We start from the raw sequence: 14,638 nt of genomic DNA, 5'->3' as shown, positions 1-14,638 counted from the left end.
TCCGGGCTACGGCCTCAAGCAAAATGCGAAAAACAACCCCATGCACAGTAGGCGGGGTCTGCAAGATCAATGAGTTAGGGGATTGCCCAGACGCCGGATTGCAAGGCTCTTTGACACGTCGGCCAAAACATCGGCAGAGCTGCATCATCCCGTCATCCTCCGAACCACATCCACCTTCCCCGCGACTAACCCTCGCCTCAACGGCGAGGCTCGAACCTGGATGGAGACGGTCCGTGGCGTTTGCCTTGCCTTCGCGTGCTTATGATCTGCAGATGCTGGACCGGCCCGCTGACCGGGTAAGCGACCAGGGCTGGGTCTATGGGTTGCCGCCGGGCATCTCGAGCGAGCAATGGCCGCTCGATCCCGTCACCGGCTATCCGCTGATGCACGGCTTCACGCTGAAGCTGCCGGAGGATTATCGCGTGCATGGCGAGGACATCATCGCAGTGTCGTTCTTCGCCACCCCGCCCGATCACAATGACGGCGGCGCGCCTGATGATCCTGAAGTCCGGAACGCGGTCATGGCGCGGCCCTCGCATCCACGCCTGTCGCGCATGACCGACATTCTAGACTACGAATATGCCGCCCTGCTGCTGACCAAAGCCGAATACGAAGGCCCGTTCGCGACACCGCCGGCGCCGCTTGCGCTGGCGACGGCCGATCGGCCGCGCTGGCTCGATGTCGGCGGCGCCTGCGCCTTCTTCGAGGCCGCTCCGCCCTTCGCGCAGAAGATGTTCGCCCGCCCTCCGCGTGCCGATCTGGCCGAGACCCTCGCAATCGGCCTGATGCCGCGCGCGACCGATCCCAACGCCGGCAAGGCCCCACAAGATCCGCATATCCCGCGCAACCCGCCGAGCGACTATCAGTCCTACTATTATTTTGCCGGCGGCGTCCCGACCACCGAGAACTACCGCCTGCATGATTGGGCCAAGGATTACGCCCGCGACCATCTCGGCGGCACCATGCGGCCCTGCCAGCAGGTGCCGGAGATGAGCCCGTTCTACATCGAGTTCGAGGAATATTTCGGCGGCTACAATTTCGGCGGCGGCAACGCGCAGCTCGACTTCAAGGACATGAAGTTCGACTGGGCGTGCGGCTGATCACGCCCCGCGCTTCGGCCCGATCGCCTCGAACCCCGCCTTCTGCTCGTCGCTCAGATCAGCCTCGAAATCATCGAGCGCATCGGTGACGGCGTTCACGGCCGCAAGCATCGTCTGCAGCCGCGCTTTCGCGGCGGTGAGACGGGCCTGCGGCGTTGCGGCTGCCTCCGCAGGGCACGCGCTCAGCGTTTCCATGGTGCGCAGGGTGGTGTCCTGCAGCACCTCGAGGCGGGCGCGGGCGGTCTCGTCGAGGCGCAGCGTGGTAGCGATGTCGCCCGCGGGCCATTGCTGCTGCACCAGCTGCTCGTATTGACGCTGCAGCTTCTCGTCATAGCGGGGATCGGCGTCGGCGCTGCAGGCGGCGGCCGCCTGCGCATCCTTGCTCGGATCCTTGTTCGCGCCCTTGTTCGGATCCTTGCGCTGCATCGACGCAAACGCGGCGCGGCGCTGATCGGCGATGGCATTGAGCCGGGCCTTCTGATCGTCGTCGAGCAGGCCGGTGAATTTCGACAGCGGCGCCGCGACCGCGTCGAGGGCCTTGATCATGGCTTCGAGCCGCTCGCGCATCAAGCCGAGGCGCTCCGCCGCGGTCTCGGGCACTTGCGATGGGCAGGCGGCACGGATGCCGTCGCGGGCTTCGCTCCAGGCCGTCACGAGCTCGTCGAGCGCGGTGCGTTGCAATTCGTTCGGCGCTACGGCCGCGGCGATGCGATCCACCGGAAAGCCGCCGGGTTCGCTGGCATCGCAGACGTTCTGCGCCGATGGAATCCGGCGCGCGCGTTTGCCCTGCGGCGCGGTGTAGGCCGCGAGCTCGGTCGCCGCATAGGGCGCGAAGATCGCGGCATAGATGTCGCCATAGCCGTAGAGCGAGAGGCTGGTCGCATCGCCCAGGATCACGGCATTGGTGAGATCGTCATGCGCGAACGGCCAGAACACCGGCCCGACCCATCCATAACTGCCGTCGGGATGACGCCACCAACCTTGCGGGCGGCGGCCGCCCTGCCAGCCCGCAAGCGCGGCTTGCGCCGTCAGCGCCGCGCGCAGAACATAGGGGTTGGCAAGCTGGCCGCGCTCGGCACCGCGCGGGTCTTGACGTGGATCTTGCGATCTCAGCGCAGCGGAGCGGTAGCGGCCGCCCCGCACCGCCATGCGGGAATGGCGCAGGCGCGACATGCCGATCACGTGGCCGACGGCGAAACGCGCGACGCCGAATGGACCGCCGCGCAAACCGAATTGGGCCTCGGCTCTCTCGGGCAGCAGCACAGCCGCAATCAGGAGGGTCGCGCCGGTCAGCGCCAGTCCCATGCGTCCCGACATGACCGCCGACCTGACCAATTCGGCCTCCTCCAAGCGCGCACTGCGCCGCAGGCAAATGACGCGCGAGGGAACCAATTGTTCCCCGGGAGATGCAGGGCAAAGCGTCGCGGGGGCGTTCTCAAATGCCCTGCACGAACGACGCAAGGACGCTCGCTCACTCCGCCTTTTGCGGCATCACGAAGGTCTGGCCGGGATAGATCAGATTGGGATTGTGGATCTTGTCGCGGTTGGCGTTGAAGATCACGGCGTAGCGGGCCCCGTCGCCATAGGCGAGCCGGCTGAGCGTCCACAGGCTGTCGCCACGGGAGATCACCCGGCTGCCGCCGGCCTCCGCCGGTGCGGCGTGAAGCGCGTCGGCCGGCGAGGCCGAGGCCACGGTTGTCGCCGCGGGCGCGCGCGCCATGACCCTGGGTTTCGGCGCGCCGGCCGGTTTCGGCCGGGCAGCTGACGCCAGACGCGGCGAGGCCGACGGCAGGGCGGCCACGACGTCCGATTTGTCATCGGCCTTCTCGGCCTGCTTCGGCTCTTGCCTGTTCTCTTGCTTCGCAACCGGCACCGGGCGCGCGGGCGGCGGGGCCGCCTCGGCGATGGTCACCGGCATGGTCCGGCCGGACTGCGTGACCGTGCCATCCGGCGCCTTGGCCCGCAGCGTCAACTCATAGGACCCGGCGGGAAGCTGCGGCGGGGTCATCACGAACTGGCCCGAGGCGTCGGCAATCGCACTGTCGAGCGGCTTGCCGTCGCGCAGCAGCTCGACCTTGGCACCCGGCGCGGCCTGGCCCGCGATCACCGCCGCCTCGCCGTGATCGTCGACGCGGGCGACGTCGAAACGGGGGCTGGTGTCGGCGACCGCCGGCGGCGGCTTGACCGGCGCGAGATCGGGCAGCGCCGTGGCGAGCTTTTGGGTCTCGGCCAGTAGAGGCGCCTTGGACTCGGGCGCCGGGACCGCCGCTGGCGCAGGTTCAGGTGCAGGCGGCGTCACGGCGGCCAGCTTGGGCTGGTCCGCTTTGGGCTGTTCCGATTTCGGCTCGGGCTTGAGGTCGACCTTGGCCTCGGCTCTGGGTTCGACCCTGGCCTCCGGCTTGGCGGCGACCACGGTCTTGCTTCCGTCAGGCAGCAGGCGGCGCAGCTCGGTCGGGCCGATCACCAGCACCGTGCCGACCAGCGCGAGCAGGCAGAAAGCAATGAAGGCCTTGGATGCGGTGATCATCGGAAAAACCTTAATTGGCAAATCGACCGGGACCGGCAAATTGCGCCGATTTGGCCGCGGCAGCAAGACGGTCGATGGGATGATAGCGCCGTCCCGGCGCTGTCAGGGATGAACCGGCGCCACGGTGCGGGTGTCCAATGATCAAGGCCGCACTCGCGGCATTTCTTCAAGGGAATTTTGCCGTGACCGTATTTTCCCGTGCCGCGCCAACTCTGTCATTTGGGCTGACGCTGGTCCTGATGATCGCCGCCTCCCGTGCGCTCGCCGCCTCCGGTCCGCCGCCGGGGTACGTCCTCACCGACAATGCCGACCTCGCCTTCACCTCGCCCGACGGCGCCACCAGGCTCGAGCAGTACATGAAGGACAGTGAAGACCTCTTCGAGGTCAAATGGCAGGTCTGGGCACGGCGCGGCAACCAGATGACGGAGCTGAAGCCCGAGCAAGGCTATGGCGCCGGCTTCCGCTTCACCAGCGACTCGCAATGGCTGGTGCGGATGCAGAAGACCGGCTCGGGCTCGCAGGATCTGTTTCTCTACCATGTCGAGAACGGCGCCTTCGTCAACGCGACGAAGCAGTCGCTCAGCGACCTCGCCTGGGCCTATTTCCACAGCCGGCCCGACACCAAGAACATGAAGCTCGACTACCACATCTCGGCCAATCTGATGAAGGGCACCGAGGATGCCTATCGCTGGCTCGGTGTCGACTGGCCCAACAACCGCTATCTCCTGATCTCGCTGTCGGGCGAAATGGACAATCATCCGAAGAACGTCGCGGTGAAGGGCCTCGCCAATTGGCGCTGCCGCTACGACCTCAAGACCGGGACCTTCGACGTGCCCAGGATGTTCGCCAAGAGCAACGCACAAGCCTTGAACTGGGAGATCAAGCGGTAGATGCCGCAACGGTGCTCTCTCCGTTCCCTCCCCTCGCGAAGGAGGGAACACGCTTTCGTCGCGGCACCATGCGGGGTCTCGATCTGCGGTTGCTTTGCTCAGGAAGCCAACCTCCTGATTCCGCTCCGATTTACATTTGGCTAACCCTTACTGGTAACCGGGTCTTGTCGGTTTTGCCGCATCTTGCAACCCACGGGAGGGCTGCATGGGCACATCGATACGATGGACCGCGCGAGGACGCGCGTTGCTCCGCCGTTGGCGTGGGGCGCCGCTGACATGGTTGATCGCCGGCGGCTTCGTGCTGATGGCCGCGACGGCCGTCGGCACCGCGCTCACCGTCGACCGCTTCCGGCAGAACGCGATCGAGAGCGGCCGTGACCACCTCGAAAGCTCAGTGCGCCTGCTGGCCCGCCATTTCGACCGCGAGTTCGAGGATTTCGCGGTGCTGCAGAAGAGCATCATCGCCGAGCTCGAGAGCCGCGGCATCGCCTCCGTCGATGTGTTCCGCAGCGAGATGGGCACGCTGGCCATGCACGAGCTGCTGCGTGCAAAAGCCAGCGGCTGGTCCGACGTTGCCGGTGCCAATCTATTCGATTCCCGGGGCATGCTGATCAACTCGTCGCGGCGCTGGCCGGTCCCCGATATCTCGGTCGCCGACCGCGGGTATTTCAACCGCCTCAAGAACGATCCCGCCTCGCAGGAAGAGATCGAGGTCGTGCCCGGCCGGTTCGGCACCGGGCCGGCGATCGTGTTCGCGCGGCGCGTCTCAGGCCCGCACGGCGAGTTCCTCGGGCTGGTCTCGCGCGCGATCGCGCCCGAGCAGCTCGAGTCGTTCTTCGCCTCGACCGGGCTGGGCGAAGAATCCTCGATCGCCATGCACCACCAGAACGGCCAGTTGCTCGCGCGCATGCCGCGTGTCGATGCCATGATCGGGCAGAACTTCCGCAAGGGCAGCCCGGAACAGATGGCGGTGTTCGATCGCACCTTCGTCTCCATGCAGCTCGCAAGCCCGATCGACGGCAAGGACCGCATCGTCGCCTCACGTCTGCTCGCCGGCGAGCCGTTGGTCGTGGTCGCGACCAAGTCGCTCGACGCGACGCTCGCGACCTGGCGCACGCAGACGAAATTCTTCGTCACGGTCGCCGTGGCGTCGATCGGCCTCTTGGTGCTCACGCTATTCCTGATCTTCCGTCAGATGACGGGCCGGCTCTCGCTCGAGAAGCAGCGGCTCGACACCGCGATGAACACGATGACGCAAGGACTCCTGATGTTCGATCAGGACGAGCGGCTGATCGTCTGCAACCGGCGCTACATCGAGATGTACGGCTTGTCCCCTGACGTGGTGAAGCCCGGCGCCGCGTTCCGCGACGTCATCCAGCATCGTCACGACACCGGATCGTTCCACGGCGATGTCTCGTCCTATTGCGACGACATCCTGAGCAATGTCGGGCGTACCCAGACCGCCATCGTGGAAACCGCCGACGGCCGCCTGATCGAGATCAAGAACCAGCCCGGCGCCGCCGGCGGCTGGCTCGCGACCCACGAGGACGTCACCGACCGCATCCGCGCCGACGAGCGCATCGCCCATATGGCGCATTACGACGCGCTGACCGATCTGCCGAACCGCGTGCTGATGCGCGGGCATCTGGAGCGGCGCGTTGCCGAGCTCCGCGAGGGCAAGCCGTTCGCCATCCTCTATATCGACGTCGACGAGTTCAAGGGCGTCAACGATTCGCTCGGACACGAGGTCGGCGACGAATTGCTCCGCCAGGTCGCGAACCGCCTGCGCGCCTGCGTGTCCGGCAACGATCTCGTCGCGCGGCTCGGGGGCGACGAGTTTGCCATCGTCAAGGCCGGCACGAGCGATCCTGCCGAGCTGACGGCGCTGGCGGAGAACATCCTCACGGCGTTGCGCGCGCCGGTGGATTGCAAGGGCCAGGACATTCCGACCGACGCCAGCATCGGCATCGCGATCGCGCCCGACCATGGCGACAATCTCGACGATCTGCTCAAGCGCGCCGATCTGGCGATGTACGCGGCGAAGTCGGAGGGGCGCCGCACCTACCGGATCTTCGCGCCCGAATACGACGCCAAGGCGCGGCTGCGCCGTCAGCTCGAGCTCGATCTGCGCCAGGCGCTGGTTCGCGGCGAGTTCGAGGTGCACTACCAGCCGCTGGTCGATCTCGCGGCCAACGTCGTCACCGGCTGCGAGGCACTCTTGCGCTGGCGCCATCCGGAGCGCGGCATGATCTCGCCGGCAGACTTCATTCCCGTGGCGGAAGACACCGGGCTGATCGGCGAGATCGGCGAATGGGTCTTGAGGCAGGCCTGCCGCGAGGCAGCCTCATGGCCCGGCCAGATTCACATCGCGGTCAACGTCTCTCCGGTGCAGTTCCGCTCGCGGACGCTGGCGCTCAAGGTCGCAGCCGCGCTCGCGGAGTCGGGGCTGGCGCCCGGACGGCTCGAGCTCGAGATCACCGAGACCGTGCTGATCCGCGACGACGAGGAGGCGCTGACGATCCTGCAGCAGCTGCGCGAGCTCGGCGTGCGCATCGCGCTCGACGATTTCGGCACCGGCTATTCGTCGCTGAGCTATCTGCACCGCTTCCCGTTCGACAAGATCAAGATCGACCGCAGCTTCATCAGCGACATCGGCCAGTCCGAGGATTCCTCGCCGATCGTGCAGGCCGTGGTGCACATGGCCGCGGCCCGCCGCATGGCGACGACCGCCGAAGGCGTCGAGACCGAAGCCCAGCGCGAGGTGCTGCGCCAGCTCGGCTGCAGCCAGATGCAGGGCTGGCTGTTCAGCCCGGCGGTGCCGGCGGCGAAGCTGAAGCTGCTGCTGGCGGCGCAGGCGGCGGCAGCTTAGCGACGCCTCCTCTTCAGCGGGACGCCCGCTCCGCGAAATGGTCGCGGGGAACGGCGCCCTCCTCGACGCCTCAGCCTGAAGTCGCCATTCGCTCTACGTCTTCTTCCCTTGTCTTGTGGTCGCGAGCAGCACGAGGAGGAAGGAGCCCGCCGTCATCAGCGCCGATATCGCTGCAATTGTGGGATCGATCTCGTCCCGAAGCGCCGTGAACATGCGCTTGGTCAGCGGCTGGTATTGGCCGCCGGAGATGAACAGCGCGACGATGGTCTCGTCCATTGCCGAGATGAACGCGAAAATGCCACCAGCGACCACGCTGGACTTGATCTGCGGCAGCGTCACCGCAAAGAAGCTGCGGAGGCGGTTCATGCCGAGGCTGCGCGCCACCATCTCCTGCGCGGGATCGAAGCTCTGCAGGCCGGCCAGGACGGAGATGACGACATAGGGCAGGCCCAGCATCACGTTCGCGAGCACGAGACCGGGCATGGTCGCGACCAGGCCGACCTTGGCGTACACGAAGAAGATGCCGACAGCGGTGATGATGATGGGCACCACCAGCGGCAGCAGCAGCGTCATGTGGATCAGCCGCATGATCCGCAGCTTCGACTGGCTGATGGCATAGGCGGCGGCGACGCCGAAAGGGGTCGCGATCGCGACGGTCAGCAGTGCGACCGTCAGCGTCACCCGCGTCGCCTGCATCCAGGCCGGATTGGAGAAATAAAGCTGGTACCAGCGCAGCGAGAAGGACGGCGGCGGGAAGGTCAGGAAGCGTGCGCTGGAGAACGAGATCGGCACGATGATCAGAACCGGCAGGATCAGATAGACCAGCACCAGCGCGCTGACCACGTACAGAACAATCCGTGCAGTTGAGCCGCGCATCATTTCTGCCCCAACACGCGATCGAGCGAGATGAAGCGGCTGACGACGAAGAAGATCGCGAGCACGCTCGCGAGCAGCACCACCGCGACGGCGCTCGCCGCGCCGAACTGGTTGTAGAGCTCGACGTTGCGGCTGACGAGCATCGACACCATCACGGTGCGACCGCCGCCGAGCAATTCAGGCGTGATGTAGAAGCCGAGGCAGAGCACAAACACCATGGTGCAGCCGGCGAGCACGCCCGGCAGCGACAGCGGCAGGAACACGCGGAAGAAGGTGAGCGACGGGCTCGCGCCCAGGCTGGCGCCGGCCTGCATCAGGTCGTTCGGGATCTTCTGCATGGCGGCATAGAGCGGCAGCACCATGAAAGGCAGCAGGATATGCACGGTCGCGACCACCGTGCCAAACGTATTGTGGACCAGCGCGAGCGGCTCCGAGATCACATCGAGATAGCGCAGGAACTGGTTGATCACGCCGGTACGCTGCAGCAAGGCCAGCCAGGCATAGGCGCGCACCAGCACGCTGGTCCAGAACGGAAGCACGACCAGCGACAGGATGAGGATGCTCCACCCTTTCGGCAACGAATTGGCGAGATAGGCCACGGGATAGCCGAGCAATAGCGCGATCACGGTGACTGCGAGGCTGATCTCGAAGGTCAGCGCAAAGCTGCGCCAGTACACATCCTCGGTGAAGACGCGGCGATAGTTCTCCAGCGTGAAGCCGTCATGGTAGACCGACTGCCAGGCGAGCCAGCCGACCGGCAGCACGATCAGCGCCAGGATCACCAGCAGCGCCGGCGACACCAATGCCAGCATCAGGCCGTGCTCGCGGCGCTGATGCTTCAGGGATGGATCTTGCACTGATGTCGTCAACGCCGGCTCCGCCTACTTCTGCATGAACGACGCCCAGCGCTTCTCGGCGGCCTCTCCGGCCGGCGAAGACCACCAGGCATAGGACATCAAGGCCTGCTTCGCCGCATTCGCCGGCTCGCTCGGCAATTGCGCGGCACGCTCGGGCTTGATCACGTTGGTCTCGAACGCCTTGGGATTGCCCGGGCCGTAATCAATCTGGAGCGGCAGATTGGCCTGGTGCACGGGATCGACGGCCTCGTTGAGGAACTTGACCGCCGTGTCGAGGTTCGGCGCCCCCTTGAGGATGCACAGCGAGGTGCTCTGCAGGATGCCCTGGTTATAGGTGAACGACACCTTGGCGCCTTCCTTGGCGACCGCGCTGACGCGGCCGTTCCACGCCATCTCCATGTCGACCTCGCCGTCGTTGAGGAGCTGCGCCGACTGCGCGCCCGAGGTCCACCACACCGTGATGTGCGGCTTGATCTCCTCCAGCTTCCTAAAGGCGCGGTCGACGTCGAGCGGATAGAGCTTGTCGGGCGCGACGCCGTCGGCCATCAGCGCGGCCTCGAGCGTGGCGAACGGGTGGTTGCGCAGCGCGCGGCGTCCGGGGAATTTCTTCACGTCCCAGAAATCGGCCCAGCTGTTCGGGGCACCCTTCGGAAAGGTCTTCTCGCTAAAGGCAAGCACGCTGGAATAGAACTCGTAGGACACCGAATAGGGACTGCGATACGCTTCCGGCATCGCCGCACCGTTCGGAATCTTGGAGAAATCGAGCTTCTCGATCAGGCCCTGCTCGCCGCCACGCAGGCAATTGCCGGTCGGCGTGTCGACCACGTCCCAGATCGGCTTGCCGCTGCCGACCTGCGTCTTGATCGCGGGCCAGGCGTCGGGAATGGAGTCCTGGTTGATGGTGATGCCGAGCTTCTTGGCGGAGGGATCGAGGATCGCCACCGTCTGCGCCTGCTGATAGGCGCCGCCCTGCGAGACGAAGGTGATCTGCTCGGCGGCATCAGCCGCGGTGCCCCCGAGCGCGAGCACGCCAAGCAGCGTGCAGCCAAGTTCGAAATTGCGTTTGGTGTTCATCGTCGCCTCCTCCTTCGCCAAAATTGGCTTACCGGCCGATCGCATCGAGAAACTGGTACCAGCCGGCGACCATGCGCACGGCGGGCTCGCGCAGCGGATAGAACGGAATGGATTTCATGCGCCTGACATCGAGCAGGCCGACGTCAGGCGTCTCACCGCGCACGAGGGCCGCGAGATAGCGCCCCATCAGGCTCGACATCGCAACGCCGGCGCCGTTGTAGCCCATCGAGACCAGCGTGCGATCGTCGAGCCGGCCGATATGCGGCACCGAGTCCAGCGTCATCGCGACGAGGCCGGACCATTTGTATGCGAGCGGAATGTCGGCGAGATCGGGAAAGATGCCGACCATCGCCTTGCGCAAGGCGTCGAAGGCGGCCTGCGAGTCCTGCTTGCCGAAGGCGCCGCGGCCACCGAAGATCACGCGGTTGTCGACCATGCGGAACCAGCGCATCATGCGCTTGGTCTCGGTGTAGGTGCGCCCGGTCGGCATCAGTTTTCCCGCGAGATTGCGCGGCAGTCTTTCCGTCGCGACCATGGCGCTGCGGAATGGAATCAGCGTGCGCTGCATGTGCGCGGTGGCGGCGGTCAGATCCGAATAGCTGTTGGTCGCGATGATGGCCTGTTTGGCGCGCACCGCGCCTTGCGGCGTCTCGGCGACGATGCCGTCCTTGTCCCGATAGAGCTTGGCCACAGGCGATTCCTGGAAGATCGGCACCCCGCGGCCGGCCAAGCCATCGGCGAGACCGCGCAGATAATTCAGCGGATGGATGCCGCCCGAGCCGGGATTGAGCACGCCGCCGACGAAGACGTCGGAGCCGGTCTCCTCGCGCACGCCGTCTTTGTCGAGGATGCGGACCGCTGCCGAGCCCATCTCGCGCGTCATCCAGTTGGCCTCGTCGATCGCGGCCCGGAGCGTCGCCTCGTTATGTGCGGCCTTGACCTGGCCGGTGCGCGTCAGGTTCGCACCGGCGATGCCGAGCTCCGACACCAGTTCCTCGACCATGTCGGTCGCTTCATGCGCGATTTCGTACATGCGCCGCGCCATGGCGCGGCCGTGTGCGGCGTCGATCTCGCGGAACGAGAGGCGAAACTTTGCGGTGATCACGCCGCCGTTGCGTCCGCTCGCGCCCCAGCCGGGGCGGTTCGCCTCCAACACGACGGGCGACAGGCCGCTCTTGGCGACATGATGCGCCGCGGACAGACCGGTGTAGCCTGCGCCGATGATCACCACGTCCGCCTGGCTCTCGCCCGACAGCACCGGAAAGGCGCGAGCCGGATTCGCCGTGGTTTCCCACAGCGAATCGACCGATGGCAGCGCGCGCCAACCCTGTGTCATGGCCGTGCCCATCTACTCCACTGGCCCGATTGCGGCGTCGGCGAGCGCCTTCAGGGTCGGGTAATGGAAGTCCGGCTTGGTCAGCGCCTCCACCGCCGGCGTGCCGCCGAAGCCGGCGATGCCCTGTCGGCGTTCGATCCAGCACACCTTGTAGCCGAGCTTCCGCGCGATCCCGATGTCGTGATACTGGCTCTGCGCGACGTGCAGAATGTCGGACTGCTTGTAGCCGAAGGCCGACTGGCGGCCCTTGTTGTAGGCGAAGAATTCCGGGTTCGGTTTCGCCACACCGGTGTCGTCGGCGCAGACGGTGTCGTCGAACGGATTGCCGAGCGCATGGGCGTAGCAGGACAGCGCGACGCGGTCGGCATTGGTCATCGCGACCAGGCGGAATTTCGTGCGCAGCCGCTTGAGCGCCTCGACCGAATCCGGGAACGGCCCCCAGCGCAGCACGGCGAGCTGGAACATGTCGCAGGACGCATCGTCAGCGGGCAGCCCGAGCTCTTTCGCGAGATAGCGGTAGACATGGAACATCACCTCGCTGGAGCGCTCGTAATGCTTGTCGCGGCCGCGCTTGTAGGATTCGAAGATCACGTCGTCGCTGAGCTCGGCCGGCGTCTTGCCCGAAATCTTGCGCACGGCGGCGAGCACGCCGGTTTCGAAGTCGATCAAAGTGCCGACGACGTCGAAAGTGAGAACCTTGAAGTTGCTGAACGCGGCTTGGGTCGACATGTCGTTTCTTCTCTCGGCTTGGATGAATCTGAGGTTCAATCCCCCGCCCTGGGCACGACGATCGTGTCCTCGGGGTGGAGCGTGACGGTGAGGCTGCCGCCGAGCGGCGGGATACGGTGATAGGCCTGGTGGTAGCTCGGCTGGCGCAGGCTGAGCGCGATGCCGTCGGCGAGCGCCAGGAAAATGCGAAGGCTTTCGCCCTGGTAGACGATGTCGGTGACGGTGCCGGTCAGCCGATTGCAAGCAGCGTCCTGCGCGCCGTCGTCGATCAACAGCTTCTCGCTGTGCACGGCCAGCATCAAGGCATCGCCATCGGGAATGGCGCGTGCGCTGCGCAGCAAAGCATTGCCGAGCGCGATGCTGGAGGCATCGACGCGGCGAACGGGCAGCATGGTGGCTTCACCGATGAAGCTGGCGACGAAGGAATCCGCGGGATGATCGTGCAGCCGCGCCGGCTCGTCGATCTGGACCAGCCGGCCGTCCTTCATCACGGCGACGCGGTCGCTCATGGTCAGCGCCTCGCGCTGGTCATGGGTGACGTAGATGATGGTGGCCTGGATGCGCCTGTGCAGCGAGCGCAGCTCGATCTGCATGGATTCGCGGAGCTGCTTGTCGAGGGCCGAGAGCGGCTCGTCCATCAGGATCAGGCGCGGCTCGAAGATCATGGCGCGTGCGAGCGCGACGCGCTGGCGTTGGCCGCCGGAGAGCTGCGCGATGCCGCGCTCCTCATAGCCGGCGAGGCCAACCATGCCGAGCGCGGCACGCACCTTGTCCGGCCATGAGGATTTCGGCAGGCGCCGCGCGCGCAACGGAAAGGCGACGTTCTCGCCGACACTCATATGCGGGAACAACGCGTAGTTCTGGAAAACCACGCCGATGTCGCGCTTGTGCGGCGGCATGTAGGTGACGTCGCGGCCGCCGAAGAGAATCGTGCCTGACGTTGGAAGAATGAATCCACCCAGGATACCGAGCAGCGTGGTCTTGCCGGAGCCGGAGGGGCCGAGCAGGGAGACGAATTCACCGGCGCCGACAGTGAGCGAAACATCATCGAGGGCGCGAACGGCGCCATAGGCCTTGCTGGCAGACCTGATCTCGACGCTTTCCGCTCGCTTGTCCAAGATCGACCTCGCCATGTCCCGAGCTGGCGTGCCTCGCTGCGCGCCATAAGCCTGCTTTATAGACAGAGTGCTCACTGCGATCATGGCGGAAGCGTGCGCTGCACCACGTCGTCGCTCTGAGCCGCTGTCTTTGGGCCGTCATGTCGATGACACCAGACTTGCGAAAACTCGGCAATTGCCAAATTCTCACCGCGCTCATAACATGACGTTATGCCCGAGCTCCGCCGCATGCTGCCATCCAGCAACGCCCTGTTCGTCTTCGACGCAGCGGCGCGCAATGGCAGCTTCACCGCAGCGGCGGCGGAATTGAACGTGACGCAACCGGCGGTGAGCCGGATGCTCGGCCAGTTCGAGGAGCATCTCGGCGTGCGCCTGTTCGATCGCAAGGCGGGCCGCGCCGTGCTCACCGAGGAAGGCGAATTGCTGTATCACCGCGTGCTCGAAGGCTTCCGCAGCATCGAGAGCGGGCTCGTCGAGATCGAGCGGCGGCGCAAGGGCACCGAAACGGTGACGCTGTCGGTCTCCTCCGCCTTCACCACGCACTGGCTGATGCCGCGCATCGACAAGCTGCAGAAGCAGTTTCCGCAAGTCGACCTGCGCTTCCAACTCATCTCCGGCGCGTTGCGCGGGCCGGTCGAGAACGTCGATCTCGGCATGCGCTTTCGCGATCGCGACGAGCCCTCCTCCGGCGGCACGCTGGTGATGAAGGAGGTCATGCTGCCGATGTGCAGTCCCGGCTATCTCGGGGACACCGATCCTGCCGAGGGCAACACCATCATCCGTCTTGCCGAGACGCCGGGCGACTGGGCCGCGGATTACGCATCGTTTCTGACCGGGCGCCGCGGCGCAGCCAAGGGGCTGAGCTTCACCGATTATGCCGTGGTCGTGCAGGCAGCCCTGCTAGGCCAGGGCATCGCTCTCGGCTGGCTGACGGTAACCTCGCATTGGCTTCTGACCGGCGCGCTGGTGCCGGCCTCCAATATATTGGCCACCACGAGCCGCCTCTGCGAGTTTCTGCCTCCCCGCAACCGGCCCATGCGGCCCATCGCCGCCGAAATCCGGGACTGGATCATCGCGCAGATGCGAAAAGAGGTGGCGGCGATCGACCGGCAATATCCGCAACTTGGATTGATGTCGGCCTGCTATGGCGTGAGCCTGACCTAGCATCGGCGACGGCAGACAAGCGATCTTGATCCGCTGTGCCTCGACGGCCGATCACTGGCTCTCCGCGCTGATGTCACTTGCGCCCTCGGCTGCTTGGA

The 14,638-nt window shown here is 65.8% G+C and carries 12 protein-coding genes; 4 read left to right on the top strand and 8 right to left on the bottom strand.

What is annotated here, in order from left to right; genetic code table 11:
* The first annotated feature begins 233 nt into the window (after window positions 1–233).
* A complete protein-coding gene (locus ML401_RS02430; protein WP_212069070.1) occupies window positions 234–1,100 on the top strand; it encodes a hypothetical protein in 867 nt (288 codons plus the stop codon).
* Here the strand turns inward: ML401_RS02430 and ML401_RS02425 are convergent, their stop codons facing one another.
* Both ML401_RS02425 and ML401_RS02420 read right to left on the bottom strand, forming a co-directional pair.
* Window positions 1,101–2,417, bottom strand: a complete 1,317-nt coding sequence (locus ML401_RS02425; RefSeq protein WP_285809544.1) for a Spy/CpxP family protein refolding chaperone — start codon at window positions 2,415–2,417, stop codon at window positions 1,101–1,103. It lies immediately after the preceding gene.
* Window positions 2,418–2,571: 154 nt separating this feature from the next.
* Complete coding sequence (locus ML401_RS02420; RefSeq protein WP_285809543.1) at window positions 2,572–3,627, bottom strand: LysM peptidoglycan-binding domain-containing protein; 1,056 nt, start codon at window positions 3,625–3,627, stop codon at window positions 2,572–2,574.
* 239 nt (window positions 3,628–3,866) lie between these two features.
* On the opposite strand from ML401_RS02420, the gene ML401_RS02415 reads away from it, so the two are divergent.
* Both ML401_RS02415 and ML401_RS02410 read left to right on the top strand, forming a co-directional pair.
* Entirely contained in the window at window positions 3,867–4,517 is a 651-nt protein-coding gene (locus tag ML401_RS02415) for a hypothetical protein (RefSeq protein WP_285812797.1), read from the top strand.
* 205 nt (window positions 4,518–4,722) lie between these two features.
* A complete protein-coding gene (locus tag ML401_RS02410; protein ID WP_285809541.1) occupies window positions 4,723–7,386 on the top strand; it encodes an EAL domain-containing protein in 2,664 nt (887 codons plus the stop codon).
* 93 nt (window positions 7,387–7,479) lie between these two features.
* On the opposite strand, the gene ML401_RS02405 is transcribed toward ML401_RS02410, so the two are convergent.
* The 6 genes from ML401_RS02405 to ML401_RS02380 all read right to left on the bottom strand — a co-directional run bounded on the left by ML401_RS02405 (window position 7,480) and on the right by ML401_RS02380 (window position 13,376).
* Complete coding sequence (locus ML401_RS02405) at window positions 7,480–8,265, bottom strand: ABC transporter permease (protein WP_259215169.1); 786 nt, start codon at window positions 8,263–8,265, stop codon at window positions 7,480–7,482.
* Window positions 8,262–9,074: an ABC transporter permease gene (locus tag ML401_RS02400; protein ID WP_285812796.1), complete on the bottom strand. Its 813-nt coding sequence runs from the start codon at window positions 9,072–9,074 to the stop codon at window positions 8,262–8,264. The genes ML401_RS02405 and ML401_RS02400 overlap by 4 nt, the downstream gene beginning before the upstream one ends.
* Window positions 9,075–9,143: 69 nt before the next feature.
* Window positions 9,144–10,193: an ABC transporter substrate-binding protein gene (locus ML401_RS02395; RefSeq protein ID WP_211420087.1), complete on the bottom strand. Its 1,050-nt coding sequence runs from the start codon at window positions 10,191–10,193 to the stop codon at window positions 9,144–9,146.
* Between the two features lie 28 nt (window positions 10,194–10,221).
* Window positions 10,222–11,529, bottom strand: coding sequence for an FAD-binding oxidoreductase (locus tag ML401_RS02390; RefSeq protein ID WP_285809537.1), 1,308 nt, complete (start codon window positions 11,527–11,529; stop codon window positions 10,222–10,224).
* Window positions 11,530–11,541: 12 nt separating this feature from the next.
* Entirely contained in the window at window positions 11,542–12,258 is a 717-nt protein-coding gene (locus tag ML401_RS02385) for an HAD family hydrolase (RefSeq protein ID WP_285809536.1), read from the bottom strand.
* A gap of 35 nt (window positions 12,259–12,293) precedes the next feature.
* Window positions 12,294–13,376, bottom strand: coding sequence for an ABC transporter ATP-binding protein (locus ML401_RS02380; protein ID WP_285809534.1), 1,083 nt, complete (start codon window positions 13,374–13,376; stop codon window positions 12,294–12,296).
* 210 nt (window positions 13,377–13,586) lie between these two features.
* Here ML401_RS02380 and ML401_RS02375 point away from each other — a divergent pair, with 210 nt between their 5' ends.
* Entirely contained in the window at window positions 13,587–14,540 is a 954-nt protein-coding gene (locus ML401_RS02375; protein WP_285809533.1) for a LysR family transcriptional regulator, read from the top strand.
* Window positions 14,541–14,638 lie beyond the last annotated feature (98 nt).

Source organism: Bradyrhizobium sp. 62B, assembly GCF_030272265.2.
Classification (GTDB): Bacteria; Pseudomonadota; Alphaproteobacteria; order Rhizobiales; family Xanthobacteraceae; genus Bradyrhizobium.
Note: the sequence above shows the minus strand (reverse complement) of the source record. Positions and strands in the feature narration are given on the sequence as shown.